The organism is Cupriavidus basilensis (genome assembly GCF_008801925.2).
In the GTDB taxonomy this organism is placed as follows: Bacteria; Pseudomonadota; Gammaproteobacteria; order Burkholderiales; family Burkholderiaceae; genus Cupriavidus; species Cupriavidus basilensis.
This window is the reverse complement of record NZ_CP062803.1, coordinates 719,666-740,416: the sequence shown is the minus strand read 5'-3', so window position 1 is coordinate 740,416 and position 20,751 is coordinate 719,666. Positions and strand designations below refer to the sequence as shown.

Annotated in this window: 18 protein-coding genes and 1 pseudogene; 11 read left to right on the top strand and 8 right to left on the bottom strand. The window is 66.7% G+C overall.

Features of this window, described 5'->3' with window-relative positions:
• The first annotated feature begins 229 nt into the window (after positions 1-229).
• Complete coding sequence (locus F7R26_RS03340; RefSeq protein WP_193692081.1) at positions 230-1,375, top strand: IS481 family transposase; 1,146 nt, start codon at positions 230-232, stop codon at positions 1,373-1,375.
• Positions 1,376-2,231: 856 nt separating this feature from the next.
• Here F7R26_RS03340 and F7R26_RS03335 read toward each other — a convergent pair.
• The 3 genes and pseudogenes from F7R26_RS03335 to F7R26_RS03325 form a co-directional block, all read right to left on the bottom strand.
• Complete coding sequence (locus tag F7R26_RS03335; RefSeq protein ID WP_150991860.1) at positions 2,232-3,272, bottom strand: Bug family tripartite tricarboxylate transporter substrate binding protein; 1,041 nt, start codon at positions 3,270-3,272, stop codon at positions 2,232-2,234.
• A gap of 228 nt (positions 3,273-3,500) precedes the next feature.
• Positions 3,501-6,428, bottom strand: coding sequence for a DEAD/DEAH box helicase (locus tag F7R26_RS03330; protein WP_416351319.1), 2,928 nt, complete (start codon positions 6,426-6,428; stop codon positions 3,501-3,503).
• Positions 6,429-7,494: 1,066 nt separating this feature from the next.
• Positions 7,495-7,725 (bottom strand): annotated as a pseudogene (locus tag F7R26_RS03325) (branched chain amino acid aminotransferase); the annotation flags it as partial.
• 132 nt (positions 7,726-7,857) lie between these two features.
• On the opposite strand from F7R26_RS03325, the gene F7R26_RS03320 reads away from it, so the two are divergent.
• The 5 genes from F7R26_RS03320 to F7R26_RS03300 all read left to right on the top strand — a co-directional run bounded on the left by F7R26_RS03320 (position 7,858) and on the right by F7R26_RS03300 (position 11,549).
• Positions 7,858-8,052 carry a zinc-finger domain-containing protein gene (locus F7R26_RS03320; RefSeq protein ID WP_006158072.1) on the top strand — a complete coding sequence of 65 codons (195 nt, stop codon included), beginning with the start codon at positions 7,858-7,860 and terminating at the stop codon, positions 8,050-8,052.
• Between the two features lie 121 nt (positions 8,053-8,173).
• Complete coding sequence (gene waaF, locus F7R26_RS03315) at positions 8,174-9,196, top strand: lipopolysaccharide heptosyltransferase II (protein ID WP_150991862.1); 1,023 nt, start codon at positions 8,174-8,176, stop codon at positions 9,194-9,196.
• Positions 9,197-9,253: 57 nt separating this feature from the next.
• Entirely contained in the window at positions 9,254-9,694 is a 441-nt protein-coding gene (locus F7R26_RS03310; protein ID WP_150991864.1) for a YybH family protein, read from the top strand.
• Positions 9,695-9,773: 79 nt separating this feature from the next.
• Complete coding sequence (locus F7R26_RS03305; RefSeq protein WP_193692124.1) at positions 9,774-10,841, top strand: YheT family hydrolase; 1,068 nt, start codon at positions 9,774-9,776, stop codon at positions 10,839-10,841.
• A gap of 114 nt (positions 10,842-10,955) precedes the next feature.
• A complete protein-coding gene (locus tag F7R26_RS03300) occupies positions 10,956-11,549 on the top strand; it encodes a DUF2946 family protein (protein ID WP_150991866.1) in 594 nt (197 codons plus the stop codon).
• A gap of 22 nt (positions 11,550-11,571) precedes the next feature.
• On the opposite strand, the gene F7R26_RS03295 is transcribed toward F7R26_RS03300, so the two are convergent.
• Positions 11,572-13,287: a beta-barrel assembly-enhancing protease gene (locus F7R26_RS03295; protein ID WP_150991928.1), complete on the bottom strand. Its 1,716-nt coding sequence runs from the start codon at positions 13,285-13,287 to the stop codon at positions 11,572-11,574.
• A gap of 190 nt (positions 13,288-13,477) precedes the next feature.
• On the opposite strand from F7R26_RS03295, the gene moaC reads away from it, so the two are divergent.
• The 5 genes from moaC (at position 13,478) to F7R26_RS03270 (ending at position 15,994) form a co-directional block, all read left to right on the top strand.
• The gene (gene moaC / locus F7R26_RS03290; protein WP_150991868.1) at positions 13,478-13,960 is read left to right on the top strand and encodes a cyclic pyranopterin monophosphate synthase MoaC; all 483 of its coding nucleotides are present in this window, start codon (positions 13,478-13,480) and stop codon (positions 13,958-13,960) included.
• Positions 13,961-14,127: 167 nt separating this feature from the next.
• Positions 14,128-14,478, top strand: coding sequence for a hypothetical protein (locus F7R26_RS03285; protein WP_170301995.1), 351 nt, complete (start codon positions 14,128-14,130; stop codon positions 14,476-14,478).
• 21 nt (positions 14,479-14,499) lie between these two features.
• Positions 14,500-14,637, top strand: a complete 138-nt coding sequence (locus tag F7R26_RS03280) for a cyclic pyranopterin monophosphate synthase MoaC (RefSeq protein ID WP_416351300.1) — start codon at positions 14,500-14,502, stop codon at positions 14,635-14,637.
• Positions 14,638-14,882: 245 nt separating this feature from the next.
• Positions 14,883-15,326 (top strand): hypothetical protein, encoded by a 444-nt coding sequence (locus F7R26_RS03275; protein WP_150991872.1) that lies wholly within the window; start codon positions 14,883-14,885, stop codon positions 15,324-15,326.
• A 170-nt stretch (positions 15,327-15,496) separates the two neighbouring features.
• Entirely contained in the window at positions 15,497-15,994 is a 498-nt protein-coding gene (locus F7R26_RS03270) for a YMGG-like glycine zipper-containing protein (protein WP_150991930.1), read from the top strand.
• A gap of 34 nt (positions 15,995-16,028) precedes the next feature.
• Here the strand turns inward: F7R26_RS03270 and F7R26_RS03265 are convergent, their stop codons facing one another.
• The 4 genes from F7R26_RS03265 to sucD all read right to left on the bottom strand — a co-directional run bounded on the left by F7R26_RS03265 (position 16,029) and on the right by sucD (position 20,750).
• Positions 16,029-17,900, bottom strand: coding sequence for a PglL family O-oligosaccharyltransferase (locus F7R26_RS03265; RefSeq protein ID WP_150991874.1), 1,872 nt, complete (start codon positions 17,898-17,900; stop codon positions 16,029-16,031).
• A gap of 109 nt (positions 17,901-18,009) precedes the next feature.
• Complete coding sequence (locus F7R26_RS41395; RefSeq protein WP_277820352.1) at positions 18,010-18,630, bottom strand: pilin; 621 nt, start codon at positions 18,628-18,630, stop codon at positions 18,010-18,012.
• A 236-nt stretch (positions 18,631-18,866) separates the two neighbouring features.
• Positions 18,867-19,562, bottom strand: coding sequence for a TerC family protein (locus F7R26_RS03255; RefSeq protein WP_150991876.1), 696 nt, complete (start codon positions 19,560-19,562; stop codon positions 18,867-18,869).
• Positions 19,563-19,868: 306 nt separating this feature from the next.
• Complete coding sequence (sucD, locus tag F7R26_RS03250; RefSeq protein ID WP_043343904.1) at positions 19,869-20,750, bottom strand: succinate--CoA ligase subunit alpha; 882 nt, start codon at positions 20,748-20,750, stop codon at positions 19,869-19,871.
• Position 20,751: the final 1 nt, after the last annotated feature.

Here is a 20,751-nt window from a genome sequence, read left to right as displayed (position 1 = left end):
GGTGGTAAGTGGTTGCTTAACTTGTTGAGGGGATGGGCTGGTTGGCTGCGGGGTTGGTCGCTGTTTATTTCATCGGCGTTGGTTTTTGGACCCAAAAGCCATACGACATCCCCCTGCGGGGGCTGCCGGTCACTTTTCTTTGACCGGTGTATAGACCGGGGACATAGGTGACGGGTGTGCGAGGACATGGTTGACACTTTCGGGCAATGAATCTGCCCGGAATCCGACCATGCCTTGGAGCACGCGCGACACCATGAGCCTTCGTCAAGAATTCATCCTTCTGGCCCAGCAAGAGGGCAGCAATCGCCGCGAGTTATGCCGGCGTTTCAGCATCAGTCCCCAGACCGCCTACAAATGGCTCGCGCGCTATGCCGAGCAAGGCGAGGCCGGTCTGGTCGACCGCTCTCGGCGGCCCAGTCGCAGCCCGGAACAGACCCACGCCGACCTTGAACAGGCCGTGATCGCGCTTCGCCAGCAGCATCCTGCCTGGGGCGGGCGCAAGATCAGCCGCCGCTTGCAGGACCTGGGGCATACCGAGGCGCCGGCTCCCAGCACTGTCACCTCGATCCTGCATCGCCACGGGCTAATTACCCCGGAGGCCTCCGCCAAATCGGTGGCATGGCAGCGTTTCGAGCATCCCGAGCCCAACCATCTCTGGCAAATGGACTACAAAGGCTGGTTTGCCACCCGAGACGGCGTGCCGTGTTACCCGCTGACAGTGCTGGACGACCATTCCCGCTTCAATATCCTGCTCACGGCCTGCACCAGAACCCAGACTGCAGTGGTGCAGCGCCATCTGCGCGAGGCTTTCCGTCGTTATGGGCTGCCGCTGCGCATCAACGCCGACAACGGTGCGCCCTGGGGCAGCCCTTCCCAACCCGGCCAGCTCACGGCCCTGGCGATCTGGTTGATTCGCCTGGGCGTACGCCTGAGCCATAGCCGCCCCGCGCACCCACAAACCAATGGCAAGGATGAGCGGTTCCACCGCACCTTTAAGGCCGAGGTGCTCACCGGCAACGACTTTGCTTCCTGCCGTTATGCGCAGCGCGCATTCGATCGCTGGCGCGATGTCTACAACCAGCAGCGACCTCACGAAGCCCTTGGCCTGGCGACGCCCGTCACGCGGTATCGGCCCAGCCCGAGGCCATATCCGGAGCAGTTGCCGCCCATCGAATACGGCCCTGACGACACCGTAGTGCAGGTCAAATGGCACGGCGAGCTCTGTTTCCAGGGACGTCGCTTCAAGGTTTCGAATGCCCTAGCCAAGCTGCACGTGGCGCTGCGGCCTGACGCCAGACACAGCGGCAAATACGCCCTTTACTTCGCACATCATCGCTTCGGAAGCATCGACCTAAACGACCCGAATGCCGCTTAAAATGTGTCAACCATGTCCTCGCACATGTGTCACCCATGTCCCCGGTCTATACAACCGGCAAAGAAAACTAACGAAAAGAAAGCCGCCCTGCCGGGGGCAGAGCAATCAGGCTGTTTTTGCCTCGGTGGTCTCGTCGTACGGCCCGGAGTGTTGGCTGGCGGATCCTACCGGCCCAAAGGACATCGCACTTGCATGACCTACGGGTTACGTGGTGCGGCCCCTGACCTCGTGTGCGGTGACCATTCCCACATCTGCCGTTCGCGGGGCGAAGTGCTGCGCCGTTTCGGGTGTGGCTGGTTTCGTGGTTTTATCTCGGAGGACGAGCATCGTGGGTGTGAGCACGGCCCTGCAGACCGGGCCACGGTGCCCACCACGAAACCAGGGAAGTGAATAGCAAGGTGCTGGTAGCGCCGGTACGGCAGGGCATCAAATGGCCGGGCGCCCGCCGCCAGAGACAAAACCACGAAACCACCAAGGCAGGCAGGATCGTGGCGCTACGCACCGCGAACGGCAGATGCCCGAACGCGCACCGAGCAAAGCGATCAGGGGCACCACCACGTGACCATTGGGTCATGACGTAGCGATGACCTCTAAGCCGGTATGGCAAAGGCCAGCCAACACTCCGGGCCGTACGACGCAACCACCGCCCCACATAAGCCTGATTGCTCTGCCCCCGGCAGGGTCGGCTTTCTTCTCGTTAGTCTTCTTTGCCGACGCAAAGAAGAGTGACCGGCAGCCCCCGCAGGGGGATGTCGTATGGCTTTTGGGTGCAAAAACCAACACCGTATCAAATCAAAGCCAAATCAAACAGCAAGATCCAACGGTTCTGCCCCTGCACCCAACAACCAACGCCATATCAATCAATAGACGCCCCAACACTCCTAACCACCCCCGCCCACTTCTGCCGATCCGCCTTCACCGTAGTCCTGAACTGCTCAACCGTCTCGATCCGCGGCGAATTCCCCGCCTCGATCAGTTTCTGCCGGATCGCCGGCGTTTCCAGCGCAACCTTGACCGCATCGTTGATCTTCTTGCTGATCTTGGGATCCAGCCCCTTGGGGCCGAAGAAGCCAAACCAGATGGTGCTGTTGAAGCCGGTCAACCCGCTCTCGGCAATCGTCGGCACTTCGGGAATCACCGCCACACGGTTCTTGGTGGTCACGCCAAGCAGCCGCACCTTGCCGGCGCGGTACTGCGGCAACACGCTCTGCACCTGATTAAAAATGCAGCAGACCTCGCCCTTGAGCACGGCTTGCAGCGCATCGGGCCCGCCCTTGTACGGCACATGGACCATATCCAGGCCGGCGCGCGCGTTGAATTCGGCGAAGGCCAGGTGCGTGCCGGTACCGTTGCCGGTCGACGCGTAGTTGTACTTGCCGGGGTTGGCCTTGACCTTCTCGATGAACTCCTTGACCGACTTCACGTCGATCACGGCGGGATTCACGGTCAGCACGTTGGAGACTTCCACCAGCGGCGCGACGGGCGTGAAATCGGCTTCGGCGTCGAACGGCAAGCTCTTGTACAGGGCCGGGTTGATGCCGTGGGTGGCGGCGGTGCCGAGCAGCAGCGTGTAGCCGTCGGGCTTGGCATGGGCCACCACTTCGGAGGCCACATTGCCACCGGCGCCGGGGCGGTAGTCATAGATGATGGTGGCCTTGAGCGACTTCTGCAGCGATTCCTGCAGCGTGCGTCCCACCATGTCCACGCCGGAACCAGCGGTAAAGCCCATCAGGATGGTGATCGGCTGGGTCGGCCAGGCGGCCGGATCCTGCGCGCAGGCCGGTGCGGCCAGCGTGCCTAGCGCGGCCAGCAAGCCAAGGCCGGCGGCCAGGCGGGAAGCACGGAACGAACGGGACTGGAAAGCGGACGAGATGCGGCGGGTAGCAGTGCGGAACATGGGGGTACCGTCGAAAAGTGGAATGCGGGTCGGGGCTGCTGGCCGGGGTCTGGCGCCCCGGGCCAAAACAGCAAGATACCAACGATCCGCCGCATTACCAACGATGGAGTTCGCTTGAAGGTATGCCATGTTGGTATAAGCAGACATGGACCGGCGCCCCGCCGCCCGCACAGGTGAAAGGCGAAAGCGCCCCTTGCACCCCTTGCACCCCTTGCACCCCTTGCACCCCTAGCTGCGCAGCAGCCCCACCAGTTCGTCGATGTCCGGCAGCGCCGCCGCCGTGCCGATGAATCCGGCCCCGCCGTCCTCGCCCGCCTCCAGGATGCCATCGGCCAGCGCGCGCTTGCCGTGATGCAGCGTGAGGATGCGTTCCTCGATGGTGCCCGCGCTGATCAGCCGGTAGACGGTCACCGGGCGCTGCTGCCCGATGCGGTGGGCGCGGCCCATGGCCTGGTCCTCGGCCGCCGGGTTCCACCAGGGGTCGGCGATGATCACGTAGTCGGCGGCCGTCAGGTTGAGGCCGAAGCCGCCGGCCTTCAGGCTGATCAGGAAGACATCGCCCTCGCCAGCCTGGAACGCCGCCACGCGCCGCGTGCGCTCGGCCGCCGGCGTGGCGCCGTCGAGGTACTGCCAGGCCAGGCCAGCCTCGTCCAGCCCCTGGCGCAGCAGTTGCAGGAAGTCGACGAACTGGCTGAAGACCAGCGTCTTGTGCCCGTTGGCGGCCAGCTCGCCCGCCAGTTGCACGAAGGCGCGCACCTTGGCGCCCGCCTGCCCGAGTTCCAGTTGCAGCTCGGGCGTGACCAGGCGCGCGTCGCAGGCGGCGCGCCGCATCCGCATGAGTTGCGCCAGCACATGGATGCGCGCCTCGGCGGCGGGCTGGCCGGCGGCGGTCTTGCGGGCCTTCGGGCCTTTGACCACGGCCTCGGCTTCGGCGAGTGCCTGGCGGCGCAGCGCTTCATAGTGGGCCGCCTCGATCGGGTCCGGCTCGATGCGCAACACCAGCTCGGTGCGCGGCGGCAGTTCGTCCAGCACCTGGGCCTTGGTCCGGCGCAGCACAAACGGCGCGATCATGCGGCGCAGCCGCTGGGCCGCCTCGCGCACGCCATTGCGCTCGATCGGCACGGCGAAGTGCTCGTTGAAGCGGGCCAGCGAGCCAAGCAGGCCGGGGTTGCAAAAGCGCATGATCGACCACAGCTCGGCCAGCCGGTTTTCCACCGGCGTGCCCGACAGCGCCATGCGGAAATCGGCCCGCAGCTCGAACACCGCCTGCGAGCGTTTGGTGGCGGCGTTCTTGAACGCCTGCGCTTCGTCGGCCACCACCGTGTGCCACGCGCGCTGGCAGAAGGCGTCGCGCGCCTGCAGCAGCAGCGTGTACGAGACGATCACCACGTCATGCGGGCCGGCCTGTTCCAGCAAGGCCGCGCGCTCGCCCTCGGCATAGATGTGCACGCGCAGCGTCGGCGCGAAGCGCCTTGCCTCTTCGGCCCAGTTGCCGCACACGGAGGTCGGCGCGATCACCAGCGCGGCGCCGCCGTCGGCGCGCGCCAGCATCACGGCGAGCGCCTGCAGCGTCTTGCCCAGCCCCATGTCGTCGGCCAGGCAGGCGCCGAAGCCGGCCTCGGCGAGCGACATGGCCCAGCGGTAGCCGTCTTCCTGGTAGGGCCGCAGTTGCGCGGCCAGGTTGGCCGGCAGCACGGCGTCGCTGTTGCGCGCCCGGCGCAGCCGCGCCACGCGCTGGCGGAAATGCTGGTCGGGGTCGATGCCGGCGCCGGCCAGCACGTCGTCCAGCCAGGGCGCCGCCATCAGCGGCACCTTGATGCCATCGGGCACGTTGTGCGCCACGCTGGCCAGGTCGCGCAGCCTGGCGCGCAGGCTGCGCGTGAGCGCGACGTACACGCCCTGCCCCATCGGCATGAAGCGCCCGGCATGGCTGCCAGCCCAGGCCAGCAACTCGCCGAGCTGCAGCACCAGTCCCTCGGCCACGCCCAGCTCGCCGACCAGCTTGAACCATTCGCTCTCGGTTTCGATATGTACCGCCAGTTGCGGGATGTCGGCGCCCACCACGCGGATTTCCTTGCCCCGGGGCCACTCCACCGCCAGCACGGCGGGCAGCCCGGGCAACTGCTCGACCACCGACAACGCTTCCTCCGGGTCGGCCAGGGTCCAGTCGTATTCGCCGCTTTCCGGCGAGCGCGGCACCAGGAAGGGCAGCGCGTCGAACACTGCAGCCACGCTTGCCAACTCAGCCTTGAGGTCGCGCACCGTGGCCAGGCTCTCCCCCTTGACCGCCGCCATCAGCCGCTCGCGCCCGCTGCCCGGGGCCAGCCGTGGCCCGAGGGGGCCCAGCGGCGTCACCACCAGGCGCAGCGAAAGGCCTTCGCCCAGCGGGGACAACTCGGCGCGCAGCCGGCTCTCGGTCTCGAGCTCGCGGGCGCTGCCGTCATGGTCAGAGTGCACCTGAAAGTGACCGGACAGCGCGCGCAGCGTGGCATCAAGCTGCGCATGGGCCTCGGCCGGCACCGCCAGCCCGTCGGCGATCAGTTGGGCCGCGCCCTGCTGCGCGGGCGTGAGGCGGATCACGCGCAGGCGCTGCGAGCCTTCACGCAGCACCGTGATCTGGCGCAAGGCCTCGGCGTCCGCGCGGCTGCCGGCGGGCAGGAAGCTGTCCATCGCCGGGGCCTCGCGCACCGGGGGCGAGACCCGCAAGGTGTAGCGGCCGCCCTGGCGCACCACTTCCAGCGTGGGAGCGCCCTCCACCACTTCCAGCGTCTGCTCGGGCGCCTGCGCCAGCACCACGCCCGGATGCCCGACCAGCGCCAGCATGGCGGCGGCGCGATCGAGCACGTAGCGGCGGTGATAGGACTGGTCGCGGCGCACCGCCCGGGCGACACGGGCGTCCCACGGCTCCAGCCGGTCGTCTTCGGCAAGGCGGGCCAGCGGCACGGGACGCGGCTTGTTCCAGCCGCGCGCTCCGCGCTGCTGCTCCAGCGGCTCGATGGTGCCGACCGCGCCGTCGGCGTCGATGGTCAACGCCCACAACAGGCGGCTAGCGCTGGCGCCGTCGGGCGCGCGCGTCTCGCCCGCCAGGGCCTGCAACGCTTCGAGCGCGAGCCGCCAGCTTTCCTGGCGCTGGCCGGCAAAGAAAGCCTGCGGCACCGGTTCGCCCGCTTCCAGCGCCAGCGCGGCGTCCAGTTGCTGCGCGAACCAGTGCAGGCCGCAGCCTTGCAGGCGCGCGCGCAGCGCCGCGACGGCCTCGGCGCGGGCGGCCGCCGGCTGGCGCCGTCCGCTGGCTTGCTTCACGTCGCCGAGCCAGGCGCGCAGCAGCACGCGCCAGAACTGCGCAAGCGGCGGCACCTCGGGGCGCAAGTCGAACGCGGACTCGTCCAGCCGCGCATCCCCCTTGTGCACGGCCAGCACGTGGCACCACAGCCCCCAGCGCTCGGTCGGCACCGGGCTGCGCGTGCCCGCTTCCGCCTGGCAGAACTTGCGGGCTTGTTCGAGGTGGGCCGGCGTGCGCTGGGCCAGCAAGGACAGCGGGTAGCAAGGCGCCAGCGAGGGCGGCAACAAGCCGGTGCGCTGGCGGCTTTCGGCGCGTAGCCGCTTGAGCGCAGCCTCGAAGCCCGCCTGGGCGGCTGGCCAGTCGCCTTCCTGCAAGTGGGCAAAAGCACGCAGGGCGTCGCCATCGCCGCCGCTGGCGTTGCCCGTCGTGGCTAGCAAGGCCAGGGCCGCCGGGCGCTCGCCAGCGTACAGCCGGCCCTCGGCCAGCGCGGTGCGAATGGGGACCGGCAGCGCCTGCGGATCGTCGGCATGGCGGGCCAGCCCGTAATCCAGGTAGGGCTGGAAGCGGGGATCCCAGTCGAAATAGAGACAGTCCAGGATCGCCAGCAAGATGCGCCAGCGCCAGGGTGGCACCACCCGGTCGAGCAACGCGGCATCGCCGCTGGCCAGCGCCGCTTCCACCAGCATTTCGGCGCGCTCGGTTCCCTGCCCCCAAGGCGCCAGCATTTCGCCGATCGCCGCCTCCGAGGCGCCTGAGAACAGCATCTCGCGCAGCCGCCTGGCGTGCATGCGGGCTGGGGATTCACGACGGGAGGCGGAGGGTCGAGACGGCGGCGGCAGGGTCACGGGCGGCAGTGGCGGCATACACAATGTGACGATTTTAGACCCCGGCGGGCCCGCGCCCGCGTTGGCACAGGGGGTCTCGGGGTTTACAATGTCTCTTTTCATGGCTAGGCATCTGCATCTGGAAGATCTTGGCCGAGTTGAACAGGCGGCGGGTGTGCTCCTTGAGGCGGAAGATCGTGGTGCCGGGCGGCGTCTTGCAGGCACGTACGCCTTCAAGCACGCCCATGCCGTAATGCAGGGTATGGGTCAGCACATGGACCTTGGCGTCGCGCCATTCGATCAACTTGCCGTCCATCCAGATTTTTCCGTCGCGATCCGCCATCGACATGGGTCACTCCCTGCGCGCCGCCCCGGACCCGAAAGCGCCAGGCAACCACGAACCGTTTAACCCGTTAACCAGTCATACTTCAGTCCATCCAACAGACTAAAGATTAAAAACGAAAGCCATCCCCGCAACACCATGACGCAAACCGCCTCCCTGATCGAAATCGGCGCGGAAGACCTTCCGCTGCACTGCCCCACCGGCAACACGCCGACCTGGAACTACCATCCGCGCGTCTTCCTCGACGTGACCGACACCGGCGAAGTGAAGTGCCCGTACTGCGGTACCGTCTACAAGCTCAAGCCCGGCACCGTGATCAAGGGTCACCACTGACACGGCCCACGCTTGACCGCACCACCCCGATGCTCCGGCCCGCCCTGCGGCGCGCCGGAGCGTTGGCGTGCGTGGCGCGCGCAGCATGTGCCACGCCCACCCTTCCGGCAGCGCCCCATTCATGAAAAAAGCCCTCGTCATCGCCCCCAACTGGATCGGCGACGCCCTGATGGCGCAGCCGCTCTTCACCCTCATGAAAGCGCGCCATCCGCGCCTGCAGATCGACGCCCTCGCCCCTAAATGGGTGGCGCCGGTGCTGGCCCGCATGCCCGAGATCCACCAGGTCTTCCCCAGCGAGCTGGCGCACGGCAAGCTGCAGCTCTCGGCCCGCCTGATGTTCGCCCAGCAGCTCAAGAACGAAGGCTACGACGCAGCCTATGTGCTGCCGAATTCGCTCAAGTCCGCGCTGATCCCCTGGCTGGCCGCTATCCCGCTGCGCGTCGGCTATCGCGGCGAAGCCCGCTTCGGCCTGCTCAATATCCGCCACGGCAATCCGCCCCGCGACCAGCGCCCGCCCATGGTGGAGCACTACGCGCGGCTGGCGCTCAAGCCCGGCGCCCGCCTGCCGGAGAACCTGCCCGAGCCGCGCCTGCGGACCGATCCGGTGCGCATGGCCAAGACCGCGGAGCGCTTTGGCATTGCCCCGCAGACGCGCCTGATCGCGTTCTGCCCGGGCGCGGAGTTCGGCCCGGCCAAGCGCTGGCCGGCCGCGCATTTCGCCGAGCTGGCGCAGATGCTCAAGCGCTCGTTCCCGTATGCGCAAATGGTCACGCTGGGCTCGCCCAAGGACGCCGAGATCGCCGACGAGATCGTCAAGGCCGCGCCCTTCGTGCGCAACCTGTGCGGCCAGACCTCGCTGGACGACGCGGTCGACCTGCTGGCGATGTCGGAAGCCGCCGTGTGCAACGACTCCGGCCTGATGCACGTCACCGCGGCGCTGAACCGGCCACAGGTGGCGGTGTTCGGCTCCAGTGACCCGCGCCATACACCCCCGCTGTCGCAGGCTGCGAGTATCATGTGGCTGCAGCTCGAATGCAGTCCGTGCTTCAAGCGCGAGTGCCCGCTTGGCCACCTGCGCTGCCTGAAGGACATCGAGCCCGAAATGGTGTTTGTGGAGCTGCGCAAGCTCCTGAACCGGGCCTGAAGCGCTGACCCGCCGTTCGTGTTTATCCGGCCAACGAATCCCTGAGCCCAGTCCACCATGCCTCGTTTTGCCCGCCTGTTCGATTCCGCCGAAGACATCGTAGAAGCCTTTCGCGAGGCCATGAAGCTACGCGATGCCGACGGCGCGCTGCGCCTGTGGCTGGATGAGGACTCGGTTACCTGCGTGATGCCGGACGGCCAGCGCCTGATCGGCCACGAGCACCTGCGCCAGGCCTTTGCGCAGCTGCTGGACGTGCAGCCGGTGCTGATCGACGTGATCGAGACCAGCAGCCATACCTCGATGGGCGTCGCCATCTTCGACGTGACCGAAGCCCTGCGTTTTGGCGACGACCGCGTCGAAGCCGACCTCTATGTGCACACCACCTATGTGCTGATGCAGAACCACGAGGGCTGGCGCCTGGCGCACATCCATTGCAGCCCGGCCAACGCCGCCCAGGTCGCGACCGTGAGCACGGCGCCGGGCCAGGCCCTCCACTAGGATCGGACGCGCGCGTGACGGGCCGGCCAGCCCGTCACGCCGCGTCGCTTGACCGCCTACCGCCTATCGCCTTGCAGGCATGAGCCAGCTTCCGCCTTCGCACCACCGGCCCGCGCCGGACGACCTCCGCGCCACCGACTCGTTCGGCGGCGGCCGCCGCATGCCGTGGTGGCTCGCCGGCGGCCACGCCCAGACCATCATTCCGGCGCGCTTCACGCAGCGCCCGCCGCGCGTGGCCTTCAAGCGCGAGCGCTGGACCACCCCGGACGATGACTTCGTCGACCTGGACTGGACCACGCACCCGGTCACGCCCGATACCCCGCTGCTGGTGATGTTCCATGGCCTGGAGGGCGACTCCGGCAGCCATTACGCGCAGGCCATGATGCATGCGCTGGCGGCGCGCGGCTGGCAGGGCGTGATCCCGCACTTTCGTGGCTGCTCGGGTGAGCTGAACCTGGCGCCGCGCTTCTATCACTCGGGCGATGCCGAGGAGCTCCACTGGATCCTGGAACGGCTGCACCGGCAGTACTGCGGCCACGGGCGCAAGCTGCTGGTGGTGGGCATTTCGCTCGGCGGCAATGCCCTGCTGCGCTTGCTGGGCGAACAAGGCAGCGCCGCGGGCCATATCAGCGCGGCGGCATCGGTCTCGGCGCCGCTGGACCTGGCCGGCGGCGGCGCGGCGCTGTCGCAAGGCTTCAACATGCTGTACACGCGCATGTTCCTGCAAACCCTGAAGCGCAAGTCGCTGGCCAAGCTGAGCCAATATCCCCGGCTGTTCGACCGCGAAGCCATGCTCGCCAGCCGCGACCTGTACGCCTTCGACAATATCGTGACGGCGCCGCTGCATGGCTTTCGCGATACCGACGACTACTGGGCGCGCGCGTCCAGCAAGCCGGTGCTTGGCGAAATCAAGGTGCCCACGCTGGTGCTCAATGCGCGCAACGATCCCTTCCTGCCGGCGCGCCACCTGCCGGGCCCCGCTGATGTCAGCCCGCAGGTCTGGCTGGAGCAGCCCGCGCATGGCGGTCACGTTGGTTTCATGACACCGCGCGAAGATTGGCTGCGCGTGCTGCCGGTGCTGCCCTATGCGGGGCATATCGAGTGGCTGCCAGCGCGCATCCTGCGGTTTTTCGACGCCGTGGCTTAGCGCGTGGATTAGCCCCGTGGATTGAATTTCGGGCCGCACCCGCGGCTCAGCGTCACCAGAACGAATGCGAGCGGAATGCCCGGGCACGGGCGGTCCCGCAAGGAGGCACCGAAGATGGATGAGACAGTCAAGCAAGCCATGGCCCGCTGGCCCAACGTACCCAACTGCTACGGCTGGCTGGCGCTGGACCGGCGCGGGCAATGGCGCATGCGCAACGAGTACGCCCAGCAGCACGGCCTGTCCGGCGACCCGATCCGCCACGAGGCGCTGATCGCCTTTATCGAGCGCAACTACCAGCGCGACGAACGCGGTGGCTGGTATTTCCAGAACGGCCCGCAGCGCGTGTTCGTGTCGCTGGCCTATGCGCCGTGGATCGTGCGGCTGCACCAGGGCAAGCTGCACACCACCTCGCAGCGCGCCTTCACGCTGCACGGCTGCCATGCGGATGAGCACGGCAATGTGATGCTGGTAGGCACGGTGGAAGGTGAAAGCGGCGGCGGCCTGCAAGCCGCGCTGCTGCACGACCACGACCTGGATGGCTTTAGCAGCGCCTGTACCTGGCATGGCGAGGCCTGCGGGGCCAATCTCGGCGTGTTTCACTTCAACGGCGCCGACGTGCAGATCGAGCCGATTGCCGAGGACGAAGTGCCGGCGCGCTACGGCTTTGTACGCCAGCCGCAACCGCCTGCGGGAGAACAGGCGGCCTGAGCAAGCGGCCTGAGCCTCGGCGTCAGTTAGGCATGCCCTTGTTGTCCTGCTTTTCCTCGCGGTACTGGCGCTCCAGCTGGTGCAGCCGCGCATCGACTTCCGACAGCGTGTAGAAATCGCCGTCGCCCGCCTTGCGCGCGATCTGCAACTGCTCGATGGCGGCCTGGTAGGACCCATCCACGGCGTATTTCTCCGCCAGCGCCTGGTGCTGCTGCACGCGCCGGCCCTGCGCGGCATAGGCCCGCGCTAGCAGGTCCCACCACTCGGAGCGGGCAATTTCCTCACGCGTGCGCTCGCGCAGGAAGGTCACCGCCTGGTCCGTGCGGCCGGCATCGAGCAAGGTCGCGGCATAGCTCAGCGCCAACGCGTGCGACAACGGAAACGCTTTCATCGACGCCGCCGCCTGGTTCAGCGCGTCCTGCTGCCGGCCCTGGGCACGCGCCAGCTCGATCGCCATCACATCCAGCATGGGGCTGCCCGAGGTAGCGCCCGGGATGTTGCCGTACAAGCGGCGGGCTTCGGCCAGCGACTGCTCAGCCGCGGCGTTGCGGCCCAGACGCTGCTCGGCGAACGCGATGCCGTAGTGGAGCGCGGGCAGGCGCACCGGCGAGGCTGACGCCAGTTGCGCCTGCAGCGCCGCGCGCGCGTTCTGCAGATCGCTAGGCGAGGTTTCCTGCAGGATGCGGGCGCGCATCCGCGCGAACTCGTACTCGGGCGTGCTCGCCACGTGGCGCACCGCCACATGGCTCACGCGGTCCTGCATGTCGGCGATGCGCTCCGAGGTAAGCGGGTGGGTGCGCACGTACGACGGCACCGAGCTTTCCGAAATCCCCATCACGCGCTGCAGCCGCTTGAAGAAGTCAGGCATGCCCTGCGGGTCAAACCCGGCAGCGGTCATGATCTGGAAGCCCACCCGGTCGGCCTCGCGCTCCGCGCCGCGCGAGAAAGACAACTGGTTGGACACCGCCGCCGCCTGCCCGCCCATGGCCAGCGCCGCGGCCGCGTCGCCGCTCTTGGTGGCGGCCAGCCCGGCCAGCACCATCGAGGCCAGCGCGATCCACATCGACTGGTCCTGCGTGGTGATGCCGCGCGCGATATGCCGCTGCATCACGTGGCCGATTTCGTGGCCCAGCACCGAGGCCAGCTCGGACTCGGTATCGGACTGCACCAGCAGGCCGGTGTGCACGCCGATATACCCGCCGGGCAGCGCAAAGGCGTTGATGGTGCGGTCGCGCACCGCGAACAGCTCGAACCCCGTGGCAAACGTGCCGGCGCCGGTAGAGCCGGAGATATTCTGCCGGCGCGCCGCCTGCACCAGGCGATAGCCAAGCGCGTTCAGGTAATCGGCCAGCAGCGGATCGGACACGTAGTCCGGGTCGCGCCGGATGTCGCGCATGATGCGGTCGCCCAGGCGCCGCTCCATGTCGGGCGTGAGCGACGCGGTGGACGGGTCGCCCAGGTCGGGCAGCTGCACGCCCGAGGTCTCCACCACGGTGTTGTTGCTGCGCAGGCCAAAATCGGACTTCTGCCCCGCCTTCACGCTGCGGTTCAGGTTGTCGTAGACCTGGTCGCTGCCGTCACGGCTATCGCTCCCCGGCGCGGCCGCGGCCGCCGCCGCGGTACGCGTGGGGTCGTTGAGCAGCAGGCGCTGCTGGGGCCAGGCCGGCAACGCGATGGTCAGCGCCACCAGCGCCACCAGCGAGCGGCGGGCAAGGCCCACGGAAGTCCTGGAAGACATGAGGCGCGCCTGGCGGGCAGGCGAGGAGAGCGCTCCGGCGAGCGTTTGGTTCTTGCGCATGTTGCTATGATAGCGGCCTCCGGAAGCCATTCCCATCGGGCGTCGTCCGGTCTTGCCACGTCCTGCCCCGGCATGCGTGGCAAGCGCATCCGTCACGCATTCATTCCCCCGCATCCGCCAGGTCCACGCCATGAGCCAGCTCACCCATTTCGATTCCGCCGGACAAGCCCATATGGTCGACGTCGGCGCCAAGGCGCACAGCCACCGCGTGGCCATCGCCACCGGCACCATCACCATGCTGCCCGCCACCTTTGCGCTGGTGCGCGACGGCACGGCCAAGAAAGGCGACGTGCTAGGCATTGCCCGCGTGGCGGCCATCATGGCCACCAAGCGCACCGCTGACCTGATCCCGCTATGCCACCCGATCTCGCTCACCAAGGTGGCGGTGGACTACGCCATGGACGAGGCCAGCGCCACCATCCGCTGCACCGTGCGCACCGAGACCCACGGCCAGACCGGCGTGGAAATGGAAGCGCTGACCGGCGTGCAGGTGGCGCTGCTGACCATCTACGACATGTGCAAGGCGGTGGATCGCGGCATGGTGATGGGCGATGTGAAGCTGCTGGAAAAGCATGGCGGGAAGTCGGGGGATTGGGTGGCGGAAAAGACCTAAATATCTGATTTCATTGGGCTATCTTCAGCGTTTGAAGTTCGTAAAAACTCGGCCCGGACTGACACTCCAGAACGCCGACAGCATTGCGGGGTATGTGATCTATGAGCGCGGCTAACATCGTTCTTGCGCTGTCAGCATTCTTGTCGATGCAGTGCGCGCATGCGTGCATGCCGGGCAAGAACATCGACGTTTACTTCGCGTCCAACTCAAGTGTCGTGACCGCATCCGAAATGCTCCGCCTGGCGAACTGGATGGTCGATCAGCGCATCAAGTACCCGAGGCAACAGGCCATCACGGTCGGGGGCTATGCCGAGGAAGGTGAGAGCAGCCCCAAATCTCTGGCGGCGGAACGTCTCCACGCGGTCGTGCGTACCTTGAAAGAGACGAACTTCAATCAGGTGCCTGTGCAAGAACACTCTGGCGTGTACAGGCCGGGCGATGTGAGCAACGGGAGGCGTGTCGAAATCTCCCTGCTTCCGGCCTGCCCTGACGAATGTTGCGGGCCAAGCGGAAGGTAGAAGAATCCACAGCGATCAGCGATGCAGTTCGCAGCATCGCTTCCGAAGTCGACGTGCCGGGCCATTGCCCGCGTGGCCGCCATCATGACCACCAAGCGCACCTCTGACCTGATCCCGCTATGCCACCCGATCTCGCTCGCCAAGGTGGCGGCGGGCTAAGCAATGGACGAGGCCCGCGCCAGCATCCGCATGTGCCTGATCCGCATCGCCGATACGAACCACCTTTCTTGTCAATCCTGACACAGTCCCGTGCCGGCGCCGCTTCCGCTGTAACAAGCGTAACGCCGCATTTCGCCAGAGGGCGGCGCGTCGCGGCGCGCGGCAAATTGGTATTCAATGCAGTCAGGGGGCGCAAACTGCGCTGCCAGCGGAACCACGTTCCGCGTCGATCCAAGGTGGGCAACATGAACGGGCGTAGGGTTGGCCAGCTTTTGCTGGTGTTGGCGGCGCTGGGCGCGAGCGGTACCGCGCTGGCGGGAAGAAGTGGTGGCTGGCACGGTGGTGGTGGATGGCACGGCGGCGGCTGGCATGGTGGCTGGCACGGCAGCGTAGGCGTCTATATCGGCCCCGGATTCGGCTACGGCTATGGGTGGGGCTACCCCTACCCGTACTACTACCCGCCCGGCTATGCCTATGGGCCCGCGGTCGTCGCGGTACCTGCGGCGCCGGCGCAGTACATCGAGCAAGGCCAGGACGGCGCGATGGACATGGACAGCGGCGGTGCCGCGGCACCCGCGCCCCAGCAGCAGGCGTACTGGTACCACTGCACGCGGCCGGATGGCTACTACCCGTATATCAAGGCCTGCCCCGGCGGCTGGCAGAAGGTGCCGGCACAGCCACCCGCCTAGCGCGGGATGCATGCCTGATGCGTGATGCCTGATGCGTGACAGACAGGCAAGCTGAATGCCCGAAGCGCTCACGGCGCGCTGCGCCGGCGTGCGCGGGCCACGATCGATGACCGAGGTACCGAGGTGCCGAGATGAACGTCCTGAACCACTTCAACCGCCCCAGCCTGCCGATGCTGGTGAACCTGCCGCTCGCGGCGATGGTGCTGGCCGGGTGCGCGGTGATGCCCAGCGGGCCAAGCGTGATGGTGCTGCCGGGCACCGGCAAGAACTTCGACCAGTTCCGGGCCGACGACAACACTTGCCGCCAGTTCGCCTTTGGACAGGTGGGCGGCGTCACCGCCAATCAGGCGGCCACCAATAGCGCGGTAGGCAGTGCCGTGGTGGGCACCGCCTTGGGCGCGGCGGCCGGCGCGGCCTTCAATGGCGGCACGGGCGCGGCGGTGGGTGCCGGGGTCGGCCTGCTTACCGGCGCGGCGGTAGGGGCAGGCAATGCCCAGTATGCAGGCTACGGCAGCCAGCGCCAGTACGACGCGGCGTATGTGCAATGCATGTACGCAAGCGGCAACCGGGTGCCGGTCTACGGCCACATGGCCGCGGCCCCGCGTCCGGTGGCCGCGCCGACGTATTACTACCCGCCACCGCCGCCCCCGGGCTACGCACCGCAATAATCCGGCGCGGCGCAGCTTAGGAAGGCGGGGAGGCTCACTCCGGTTTGTGTTTGGCGCGCAGCTGCACCCAGTCGCAGAAGTCCCGCGGCCGCGCGGCCGCGTCGACCTCGGCGCAGGCGCGGGCGAGTTCCGCGAACTGGTTGGCCTCATCCCCCGCAAAGTAGAAGCGCAGGCGCTCCAGCCACGCCCGGGCCTGCACCGGGTCGCCGGTCAGCGCCATCAGCCAGGCGGTGCGCGAGATCAGCGTCGGGGTCGGCAGCAGGTGTACCGCGGCGATATGGGCGCCAAGCAACTGCGCGGCGTTCTCCGGCGTGATCCTGGCCTCCTCGATCGCGTCCGACGCGGCAGCCTGCCGGAACCAGAAGTTCGGCATCGGCAATGCGGCCCGGCGCTCGGCACGGGCGTACTCGCGCGCCTCCGCACGGCGGTAGTCCTGCCACATGGTCGTCAGGATGGCTGCCGCCACGCCGGCGAATGCCAGGCCCGCCAGCACGGCAAACCCGCGCGGCACGCGCAGGCGGCCGAACCCCGATGGCTCCAGCCAGCCCAGCATGAAGCAGAACGGCAACACAAAATACAAGTAGTGCAGCGGGTACTCCAGCATCGAATGCGCGCATAGCATCGCCAGCCAGGTCAGCACCAGCCCCGTCTGCGCGCGCTCGCGCGCATCCCCGCGCCACAAGCGCTGGCGCGCCACGCGCCATAGCCACGCCAGCAGGCTCAGGAACACGCCCGCCGCGCCGATCACGCCCATCTTGGCCAGCATATCCAGCACGGCATTGTGCGCATGCAGCGACATCTCGACTTTCACGCCCACCTGCGCGAGCTGCTGGAACTGCGCCCAGCCATACTCACCCCAACCCACCCCAAGCCACGGATGAGCGCGGAACATCGCCCACGCGTGCGCCCACATCGCGGCACGCCACGAGAGCTGATCCCCCCCCTGCAACTGCGCCACGGTATCGAACAGGTGCCAGTCCATGGCCTGCCCGGCGCTCTTGATCGCCGGCTGCAAGACCAGCAGCAAAACCACCATGGCCACCGCGGCAAACGCCAGCCCGGCGGGACGCCGCATGGGGTTGCGCCCGGCGTGGCCGGCACGCTGCATGCTGCCTGCGAACCCGCCCAGGTCGCCCGGACCGCCAAACGCCGCCCCGCCCCGCGCCATCCAGGCAGCCACCAGCGCATACACCGCGGCCAGCCCCACATGCAATACACCCGTGCGCGAGCCGGACAGCACGATCCCGCTCACCAGCAGCAACGCCGCCCCCAGCCAGGCCGGCACCCGGAGCCACCCGCGCGCCGCCAGCCAGACCGCCGCCGCCAGCGCGATGCCCGCCACAGTCGCCTGGTGGTTAGGCTGGTTCAGGTTGCCCCACAAGCGGCGGTTGTCATCGTAAAAGTAAGTGGACACCATCCCCAGCGTGTCCGGCTCCAGGCCAAACACCTGCACCCACTGCGCCAGCGTGCCCAGCAACCCCGCCACCAGCCAGGCGATGGCCAGCACATCCACCATCGCCTGCCGCTCCACGGACGATGCGGCACGGCCCTGTCGCCACGCAGCCCACATCACCGCCGCGCCCAGCGCCAGCGAGAGCTCGGTCAGCAAGCGGCTGCCCGACACATCGGCCATGCCGGTCAGCGTCTGCGTGATGCCGGTGGCGATCAACCAGAGGGGAAAGAGGACGATCCAGGGGAACTGGGCGGGAGCCGCCTGGTAGGCCGTGCCCCTGCCTTGCCGCTGTGCCAAGGCGCCCAGCACGATGACGGAGAGCGCAAACAGCAATGCCGAGGTCCATTCGCCGTAGAAAGTGGCGAGCGGAAGCGTGTGCCGGGAAACCAGCAGCGGTAGCGAGATGGCTACGGCGAGGAAACTGAGAGGGATGGCTGACCGGGAGGGCAGCATGCGGGGTGCCTTGTTATGCCTTGTGGGCAGAAGGCGGATGATAGCTTGGGGAGTGGATAAAGAAAAAGCGCCCGAAGGCGCTTTTTCTTTATCAATCGCGTACCACAAATTACGGACGGCAGTTTGCCGGGCGCAGATTGTTTGGCAGCGTACCACCGAGTGAGCAACTCCACTGGTTCGGCCAAGCGGCACCCGCTGCGGCGCTCAGGTCTACAGCAGCACCCGCCGCGTCCACGGGGGTAAACACGAGCGTCGGCGCAGCAGCCGTGCCCATCACGGCCTGATTGTAGGTGATCGTAATCACGCCCGCATCCGTAATAGCGACGCCGTTCACGTTCGGCGTTGCAGCTGGTGCAACCCAACCGGTGGCAGCAATCATTGGGCTAACACCTCGAGTCTGGAAAGTTTCCGTTACGGCTGTCTTCGCCGATGCGGCCAGTGAAATACCCTCGGTAACGCGTGCACGGCGCGTGTAATCTTGATATTGAGGAATTGCGATGGCAGCCAAGATACCAACAATCGCAACCACGATCATCAGTTCGATCAGCGTGAAGCCCTTCTGGACTCGGCGGCCCAGTTTTTTCATTTGTTGCACCCGTTGTTGCATGATTGACCCCTCGAAGGAATTTTGGATACAAATCGAAACATTTTGTTTCATGTGATGCTGTACGTTCTTAGCACTTAGCGTGCCAGCGCCGGCAAGCCTTGATGTCTCGTCGGCGAGTGACAATTTTCGCCACTTCGGGCCCTTCCGGGTGTTGATCCCGCGCAAATTTTGTCACTAAGTATGACGCGGCGGGTCAGTAAACCCGCGCTTTGGCTCAAGTCAGTCTGAAACCGTACTGAAATCACCGTCATGTCTGCAGCGCGGCCTGCGCTACAGCCCGAAAACAAAACGGGCGGCTCCCGGGCCACCCGTTTGTCCGGCAGCGCCCCAACGGGGCACCACCTCGTCCACAAAGCCCGTCAGGCCGTCTGTGGCGCCCGCTTGCTCAGCAGCTTGCCAACCACCACCACCAGCGCGGCACCCAGCACGCCGAACACCAGGTGGGCATGCGGCACGTGCATCTCGAACCACGCGGCGTCCACCGGGTCGCTGACCAGCATTTCACCGGCCAGGTAGCCCAGCAGCGCGGCGCCCAGCACGATGATGATGGGGAAGCGGTCCATGACCTTGAGCAGGATGGTGCTGCCGAACACGATCAGGGGGATCGACAGGCCCAGGCCCAGAACCAGCAGCATCAGCTGGCTGCCTTCCGGCCCCTTCTGCGCCGCGGCGGCTACGGCCACCACGTTGTCGAGCGACATCACCAGGTCGGCGATCAGGATGGTGCGGATCGCGGCCCAGATGTTGTCCTTGGCCGAGTGGCCTTCTTCGTCGTCATCGCCGGTGAGCAGTTGCACACCGATGTAGACCAGCAGGATGGCGCCGACGATCTTCAGGTACGGCAGGCTCAGCAGCTTGACCGCGGCTACCGTGAGCACCACCCGCATGATGATGGCGGCGGCACTGCCCCAGAAGATGGCCTTCTTCTGCTGGGCGGGCGGGAGGTTGCGGGAGGCCAGCGCGATCACCACGGCGTTGTCGCCGGATAGCACGATGTTGGTCAGGATAATGGATCCCAACGCGATCCAGAAAGCGGTGGAGGACAGCAGTTCCACGGTAAAGCTCCTCGAGTTTCTTAAATTATGATTCGAACGCCACATGGCGCCGCCAAAAACTGCGGCGCCTGCGGAATTTCGGATGTCTGAGTCTTCAGACATGAAGATTTACCGTATCAAGCTTTCGATTCGGTTTCAATCGGCATGTCGCGCACCTTGGGAGATACCCTAGGTAACGGTACTCCAGAATGACATGCCCCCGCACGGAGGCGGGGGCATGGGGAGCCGGTGTGCAGTCGCGGTCACGCGAGCGCGCCGGCTCCGGCAAGCGTTCCCGCCCGGAGGCGGGAGGCTGCGTTTCGGTATTTACAGGATCGACTTGAGCAGGCGAGCCATTTCCGACGGGTTCTTGGTGACCTTGATACCGCAGGCTTCCATGATTTCCAGCTTGGCTTGCGCCGTGTCGGCACCGCCCGAGATCAGCGCGCCGGCGTGGCCCATGCGCTTGCCCGGAGGCGCGGTCACGCCAGCGATGAAGCCAACCACCGGCTTCTTCATGTTTTCCTTGATCCAGTAAGCCGCGTTGGCTTCGTCCGGACCACCGATTTCGCCGATCATGACCACGGCGTCCGTTTCGGGATCGTCGTTGAACATCTTCATGATGTCGATGTGCTTCAGGCCGTTGATGGGGTCGCCACCAATGCCGACTGCCGACGACTGGCCCATGCCCAGCGCGGTCAGCTGACCGACTGCTTCATAGGTCAGCGTGCCCGAGCGCGACACCACGCCGATGCGGCCCTTGCGGTGGATGTGGCCCGGCATGATGCCGATCTTGATTTCGTCAGGCGTGATCAGGCCCGGGCAGTTCGGTCCCAGCAACAGGGTCTTCTTGTTGCCCTTGGCCATCTTGTCCTTGAGCTCCATCATGTCGCGCACGGGGATGCCTTCGGTGATGCAGACCACCAGGTCCAGGTCAGCGTCAACGGCTTCCCAGATGGCGGCGGCAGCGCCTGCGGGCGGCACGTAGATCACGGACACGGTGGCGCCGGTCGATGCCTTGGCATCCTTGACGCTTGCGTAGATGGGAATGCCTTCGAAGTCTTCGCCCGCTTTCTTCGGGTTCACGCCGGCAACGAAGCAGTTCTTGCCGTTGGCATAGTCGCGGCAGCCACGGGTGTGGAACTGGCCGGTCTTGCCGGTGATGCCCTGGGTGATGACCTTGGTGTCTTTATTAATCAGAATCGACATG

Excerpts from the sequence above, each read along its gene's own strand:
- F7R26_RS03305 (WP_193692124.1), top strand. The coding sequence starts at position 9,774 with ATGAGCCAGCTTCCGCCTTCGCACCACCGGCCCGCGCCGGACGACCTC.
- moaC (WP_150991868.1), top strand. The coding sequence starts at position 13,478 with ATGAGCCAGCTCACCCATTTCGATTCCGCCGGACAAGCCCATATGGTC.
- F7R26_RS03295 (WP_150991928.1), bottom strand. The coding sequence starts at position 13,287 with ATGTCTTCCAGGACTTCCGTGGGCCTTGCCCGCCGCTCGCTGGTGGCG.
- F7R26_RS03275 (WP_150991872.1), top strand. The coding sequence starts at position 14,883 with ATGAACGGGCGTAGGGTTGGCCAGCTTTTGCTGGTGTTGGCGGCGCTG.
- F7R26_RS03340 (WP_193692081.1), top strand. The coding sequence starts at position 230 with ATGCCTTGGAGCACGCGCGACACCATGAGCCTTCGTCAAGAATTCATC.
- F7R26_RS03335 (WP_150991860.1), bottom strand. The coding sequence starts at position 3,272 with ATGTTCCGCACTGCTACCCGCCGCATCTCGTCCGCTTTCCAGTCCCGT.
- sucD (WP_043343904.1), bottom strand. The coding sequence starts at position 20,750 with ATGTCGATTCTGATTAATAAAGACACCAAGGTCATCACCCAGGGCATC.
- F7R26_RS03300 (WP_150991866.1), top strand. The coding sequence starts at position 10,956 with ATGGATGAGACAGTCAAGCAAGCCATGGCCCGCTGGCCCAACGTACCC.
- F7R26_RS03285 (WP_170301995.1), top strand. The coding sequence starts at position 14,128 with ATGCCGGGCAAGAACATCGACGTTTACTTCGCGTCCAACTCAAGTGTC.
- F7R26_RS03320 (WP_006158072.1), top strand. The coding sequence starts at position 7,858 with ATGACGCAAACCGCCTCCCTGATCGAAATCGGCGCGGAAGACCTTCCG.
- F7R26_RS03265 (WP_150991874.1), bottom strand. The coding sequence starts at position 17,900 with ATGCTGCCCTCCCGGTCAGCCATCCCTCTCAGTTTCCTCGCCGTAGCC.
- F7R26_RS03310 (WP_150991864.1), top strand. The coding sequence starts at position 9,254 with ATGCCTCGTTTTGCCCGCCTGTTCGATTCCGCCGAAGACATCGTAGAA.
- waaF (WP_150991862.1), top strand. The coding sequence starts at position 8,174 with ATGAAAAAAGCCCTCGTCATCGCCCCCAACTGGATCGGCGACGCCCTG.
- F7R26_RS03270 (WP_150991930.1), top strand. The coding sequence starts at position 15,497 with ATGCTGGTGAACCTGCCGCTCGCGGCGATGGTGCTGGCCGGGTGCGCG.
- F7R26_RS03280 (WP_416351300.1), top strand. The coding sequence starts at position 14,500 with ATGCAGTTCGCAGCATCGCTTCCGAAGTCGACGTGCCGGGCCATTGCC.